We start from the raw sequence: 5,514 nt of genomic DNA, 5'->3' as shown, positions 1-5,514 counted from the left end.
TGAAGTTGATTAATATTAGCTTATTTGTCTTATAAGTTAAATCGAGAACAATTAGATGTACAGAGATAATAAAGTTGTTTTAAAAACGCCGGTCACGTTATTCAGCAATTGGGCCAGATTATTATCTTATTATCGAATAAAAACTTAAGTGTTGATGAAGCAACCAGATGTGGTTGTTTTTTTGTATTTCGGAAATAATCAACAGATAAATGATAATAATGCACTTTAATATAATAGTGAGATGTTCGAGTTGCAAAGCAAGGGATTGGCTGTTGCAATGGAATGGCCCCTTCATCTTTATCTAGATAAAATATATAGATAATTTATTTTTGTATTTTGTCTTATATCATAACAAAAGTAGAAATTTCTACTTTTGTTAGGTATACTTTTTTATTTATCTTCATGAAATGCTTCAACCATAAACTCAAACTGACGTTGCTGACGATCTGTTAGTTCATTGTGCACATAACTATCAATCAGTTTCTGTAAAATGACATAGGTTTTACCTTCATCCATAAAGGACCCTAGTAAATTGATTTCACTATGAATGACAGATGGTACTTTAATACTCTTAGTACTGTTCGTCTTCCCAACACCTAACTTTTTACGAGGTACGGGTGGTTCTACTTTTAGCACCTCTTTTACTAGTTCAACTGGAGTTAAAGTCGCTTCGGGTTTCGCTATTTCATTGTATCCAAAATCCAAATCTTGTGTTTTTTTTACAGGTATAGCGGGTTGCATGACAGGCTTTTTTTTCTTTTTGATTAATCCACCTTTTTCATTAGTCATACTTACCAGCCTCCTCAAATTGGTCAAGTTTTTCAAGTAGCTCCTCTACGACATCAATAAATACTTGGTGCGCTTTTTTATCGTGTTGGTCATTATTCGTAATACCCGTAACATCCCAAGCTTTTAAACGCTCTAAATGTTTCACAATATTACCCATTACGTTATCATCCCCAAACATTTCTTTGGCACGCTCAATTGTCGACATATCAACACGACCACCAGGACGAAGTAATACCGGCAACACACCTGCAACTTGAATATCCGCATCATAGTTATCTGCCATGAACTGTAAATATTTCACGTAAGTTTCAGCACCTTCAAGTGATAATTCCTGTGCTTGTAGAATAATTAGGACATAATCAGCGGCCATCATGGCATTATCCGAGAAATCACTAATTGTTGGTGGTACGTCGATGAAAATATAGTCATATTCATCACGAATAGGATCTAGAAGCTTCTTCAAATAAGAAACTTGTTCGATTTCCTCTTTAATATTGGCATATAAAAATTTCGGTAAGTTTTTAAATGAAACTTGTGCTGGAATCATATGTAGGCTATCTGTTACTTGTACAATACACTCTTTTAAAGAGGCGTTTTTAAAGCCATCAAAAATACTTGTATTAATTTCAGTCACACCAGTGGAACGAGCAATGAGTGTACTTGCATTTCCTTGTGGGTCCATATCAACTAAGAGCACTTTTTTTCCTTTTTCAAAGGCAAGTTCCCAGCTTGCCATAACAGATACCTTTGTTTTCCCTACGCCACCTTTAAAGTTCCCAACAACAATTGTAATCGCCATTTCTTCATCTCCCCATCTATTGTGATTTTCGATTTATTAAATAATAAATAAAGTATAACTTAGTTAAAGGTACTTTGCAAAATACTTCTTTGCTAAATTCTACTTTTGTGTATTTAATCTGGTAATAATAGTTATTTTTCAGTAATAGATCATGTGAAAAACGCTGAAATTACATATAATGATATTCCGTTAAGACCTGTCTTCTTAAATATTAACTATTTTAATAAAGAAAATGGACCCAATTTTCTTTACTTAGGAGAACAAAAAGTAGAAATCGTATCTATTATAAAAAAGGAGCTTGATTTACATGCAAAATAGTCCAGAAAAGATATTTGTTAGTTACAGCTGGGATTCAAAAGAACATCAACAATGGGTTTTAGATTTAGTAAAAAATCTTCGTCAAGAGGGCTTAGATGCAAATTACGATCAGGGTATTACAGCAACATCGACAGTTAATTTGAATCAAATGATGGTAGAACATATGCGAGATGATGACTATATCTTGATAGTGCTAACTGAAAAACACACTGCTAAAGCCAATGATTTTGTGGGAGGGGGGGTTTTGAAACAATTCTTTCTCTACCAATTATCTAGCAGCATCTGGATAAATTAATTATACTTATTCGACAACCGAATGTTCTTCAGAAAACGATACCGTTTCATTTACAGGGGGTTAATTATATTGACCTTTCAGATAACAGTAACTTTGAAGAGAAGTTTGAAGAATTGATTTATCGACTTCAAAAAGTACCTATGTTTGATTTAGGTGTCCTATTGGAAAAAAGAGAATTCGACTGCCTAAAAATCAGGAAAAAAATGCAACGGTGCATGTTATGAATGATATAAAAATTCCAAAATTGAATCCACCTACAGACTTAGAGAAAAATAGTTTTATAGAAGAGAACTATCAATTAATTATAGAGGAGCTAGAGGACATCTTAATAACGATACAAAATCAAAATTCAAATTTCATATATCAAAAGCAAAATATAAATAATTGCAAGATTGTATATGGTCTTTATTTGAATGGTAAAAATTTGAATAATTTAAAGGTATGGCTAGGTAATTTTTTTAGTCCAATTAAACAAATCCAATTTTCAATTGGTCGATATGTGGAAGTAAATAATGATAATAGCATGAATGGTTCAGTTAATGTAGAGGTAGACTTAGATTATAATTTATCATTAGGAATGCCGATGAATATGTTTTCCTCAAATAAGAAAAATATGAATTATAAAGAAGTTGTGAAAGAAATTTATGAACATCATATACTACCATATTTAAATAAAAGTGCATATAAACATATTATTTTAGTGTTGTCGTATAGCAATATGATTGAAAATTCCTCTTGTAACAAAAATGTAATATTTGCCCAAATTATTAACAAAAGTAGAAAAGTAGAAATTTCCACTTATGCGATAAATATAACTACTTAACAAAAGTAGAAATTTCTACTTTTGTTATACTTATATGGATTAGTGCCTTTTTTGTAACTCCTTGAGAGAGTAAGCATAAGGGCTTTTTTTTTTTCTACGATAAACAACCAGTTTTGAATTTCTACTTAGCAAAGGTAGAAAAGTGGAAATTTGCAATTTTTACTCGAAATCAACTTTCTCACAAAAGTGGAAAATTAGAAATATGCGAAAAAGCTTCGTTCTATAAAGCTTTTTTCTTAGTTTACAACACTATTATTTTATGGTTTAGTAGTTAGTAATTAAAAGTTCAAGGCAAAATAAAAAAGTCATTCCTCTTAGTCTTTGGCGAGACAGGAATGACTTGATAAATGTCTGAACGATCACAACTAAATAGGTGAACGCCAGATGTACTTTTTATAACCATTGTGCTGGTAACACTGTGGTTATCTGTTTAATTTAAACTATAGATGTACTTATTATAACAAGACAGTCTCTTATTTTCAATATAGATGATTGAAAATAGTTTTTGTGTGCTCTTTTTTAAGTATGTCTAAAATAATTGTAGTCATTGGCGTTCACCGAGATCTTCGGAGGTGGGTACTGATGGCTATTTTTTCGCTTCAGGAGCAAGTAACGGACGATAAATTAACACGTGTCATCAATACACTGATGCACGAGGGATTAACGACATATAAAACAAAATATTCAAAGGTACCTCTATCAAAACGAGTAGGTGCTGCAAAGGCAGATCATCGCCATAAAAAAGGTGCTGTATTTGCTGTGCGTGATAAAAGTAATTTTACTTCTGCAGGTGTGAAGGGATATATCATCACATCGAAGGAAACATTAATTGAACAGGCTGATAAAATCACACATTTTACACCAAACGTTTATAGACGCTATCAGTATGCTGATCAGGACCGTCGTTTTATTAAAGGCTTTGTGGAGGAAAATCTACAGCAAATTAATGCTTTTGTCGTTGATATTGATACGAAAAAGCATAGTGTGCAAGATATTCTATTAACTTGTTTAGATGAAAGTATTGGCCAACCAACGCTTGTACTGTCATCAGACCGTGGCTATCAGGTTTTCTTTGTACTTGAGACACCTATTTTTATATCTAATAAAAAAGAGTTTCTTAGTATTAAAGTGGCCAAACGTATTTCGGACAATATTAAACGCAGTTTGCAGTCCATTGATGCTGATCTATACTGTAATGATTTCGGTTTTTTCCGTACACCAAATAATCGAAATATTGAGTGGTTTGATGAAACAGCACTGTATACGCCAGCCGAGCTTATACAGTGGTCACAGCGGCGTGATGCTGATTTCGGACGTTCTTTATATGTTGTGCCTAAAAAGATGCAAGTAACATCTTTAACTCAATCTGAATGGTTTATAGAGTTGATTCATGCAACAGATGTAAAAGGTGAGAAAGGCCAAATTGGGCGAAACAATGTATTGTTTACGCTCGCTTTAGTATGCCTTCAGGACGGAAAAGAAAAATCTTATACATATGATTTACTAGATGAATATAATTCGAATCTACGATATCCGTTACCTATACATGATATGCGAGCAATTATTGCTTCAGCGTATTCTGGTCGTTATAAGGGTGCCAAGAAAGAATATGTAGAGCAACTACTTGCATTATATGTACAGGGAGCAGAAGACAAACCGTTATATTTTGGTACTAAGGTTTGGTACAAGTTTAAAAAGTCTCGTGAGGATCGAGTACGTAGTCATTACGAAGAATGGGAAGAAGATATGATTCAATATATTACTGCAGAAAAATCGACTTCTGAACCGTTTATTTGGCGTACCCAAAAGGAGATTTGTGAAGCGATGGGGATTGCTAGTAGTACGCTTAATAATTTGATCAAAGCTTCCACACGATTATTAAAAACAACGACAGGTAAAGGTTGTCGTGCCAAAACAGGTTGGACAACTGTTGAATTGTATATTGAATATATTATTCAGCTTAAAAAGGATACCGCAATTCGGTTCACTAAATATATAGAAGAAACGATAGGTGAACAGGTTGTAAACCTAGATAGTATCGGTGGCTACCGTCGCTTAATTAATTACTTTGAGAAACTTAGTAAAGACAACAATTCTAATAGATACCTACTGATAGACAAAATAAAAAATAATACTGGTTAAATTAATACTCCACTCTGCCTTTACATACTTCTTTTTTCCTTTTTGTTTTTATCGTATAGATTCAGTTATAGTTCCTAGGTTTAAACTAGTTATAATTGCTAATTTAATTATGTACATTCCTGCTTGAATAAAGATGTACAAAAATGCTCTTCCATTTCATACTAATACCGAGGTGTTAGTATGCATATTCAACTAGAAATTGAGACAGATTTTAAAATCAATAGTCTTTCAGATTTAGCCAATTTTAAACAAGTAATGGAGCATTTAAACATGAAGATTAATAAAAGTAAATTAGCAAGGGATATGGGCGTAGATCGACGAACAATCGATAAATATCTAAATGGCTTT

General features: G+C 32.7%; 5 protein-coding genes and 1 pseudogene. 4 read left to right on the top strand and 2 right to left on the bottom strand.

The genetic code is table 11. From position 1 onward, the window contains the following. Window positions 1-390 precede the first annotated feature (390 nt). Both ACVWXS_RS25695 and ACVWXS_RS25690 read right to left on the bottom strand, forming a co-directional pair. Window positions 391-789, bottom strand: a complete 399-nt coding sequence (locus ACVWXS_RS25695; RefSeq protein WP_456960656.1) for a hypothetical protein — start codon at window positions 787-789, stop codon at window positions 391-393. Then, the gene (locus tag ACVWXS_RS25690; protein WP_456960655.1) at window positions 782-1,588 is read right to left on the bottom strand and encodes an AAA family ATPase; all 807 of its coding nucleotides are present in this window, start codon (window positions 1,586-1,588) and stop codon (window positions 782-784) included. Before ACVWXS_RS25690 ends, ACVWXS_RS25695 begins: the two co-directional genes overlap by 8 nt. A gap of 307 nt (window positions 1,589-1,895) precedes the next feature. On the opposite strand from ACVWXS_RS25690, the gene ACVWXS_RS25685 reads away from it, so the two are divergent. The 4 genes and pseudogenes from ACVWXS_RS25685 to ACVWXS_RS25670 all read left to right on the top strand — a co-directional run. Then, the gene (locus ACVWXS_RS25685; RefSeq protein ID WP_456960654.1) at window positions 1,896-2,201 is read left to right on the top strand and encodes a toll/interleukin-1 receptor domain-containing protein; all 306 of its coding nucleotides are present in this window, start codon (window positions 1,896-1,898) and stop codon (window positions 2,199-2,201) included. 220 nt (window positions 2,202-2,421) lie between these two features. Then, complete coding sequence (locus ACVWXS_RS25680) at window positions 2,422-3,024, top strand: hypothetical protein (RefSeq protein ID WP_456960653.1); 603 nt, start codon at window positions 2,422-2,424, stop codon at window positions 3,022-3,024. A 582-nt stretch (window positions 3,025-3,606) separates the two neighbouring features. Further along, entirely contained in the window at window positions 3,607-5,166 is a 1,560-nt protein-coding gene (locus ACVWXS_RS25675; protein WP_456960652.1) for a primase C-terminal domain-containing protein, read from the top strand. A gap of 180 nt (window positions 5,167-5,346) precedes the next feature. After that, window positions 5,347-5,514, top strand: a pseudogene (locus ACVWXS_RS25670) (IS21 family transposase); the annotation flags it as partial.

The sequence above is a fragment of the Lysinibacillus sp. TE18511 genome (genome assembly GCF_054062295.1).
Note: the sequence above shows the minus strand (reverse complement) of the source record. Positions and strands in the feature narration are given on the sequence as shown.